Raw genomic sequence first — 584 nt, forward strand, 5'->3', positions numbered from 1 at the left:
TCCTTCGGCATTCACCCATTTGAATGTGTGGGAGCCGAAGCCGTGCATGTGCCGGTAAGTCGCAGGGATGCCCCTGTCAGACATCAGGATGGTTACCTGGTGCAGGGATTCAGGAGACAATGACCAAAAATCCCATACGGCATCCGGGTTTTTCAAATGTGTGACCGGATGGCGCTTTTGTGTATGAATGAAGTCAGGGAATTTAATCGCATCGCGGATAAAGAAAACAGGTGTATTGTTTCCAACGAGATCATAGTTCCCTTCCTCTGTATAAAATTTAACAGCGAAACCGCGCGGGTCGCGGACGGAATCGGCTGAACCGTTTTCGCCGGCAACAGTTGAAAAACGGACAAATAACGGCGTGCGTTTTCCGACTTCTGATAAAAATTTGGCTTTTGTATATTTGGAAACGTCATTTGTGACTTCAAAATAACCGTGCGCACCGGCGCCTTTTGCATGCACAACCCGTTCAGGCACACGCTCTCTATTGAAGTGGGCGAGCTATTCGAGCAAGTGGACGTCCTGAATCAGCGTCGGTCCGCGTGAACCAGCTGTCATTGAGTTTTGGTTGTCTCCAACTGGAG

1 pseudogene is annotated in these 584 nt (G+C 49.3%); it reads right to left on the minus strand.

Annotation, left to right across the window (positions count from 1 at the left end):
• A pseudogene (gene katA / locus ACWHAR_RS29965) lies at positions 1–584 on the minus strand (catalase KatA); the annotation flags it as partial.

The organism is Bacillus sp. LR--39 (assembly GCF_053613335.1).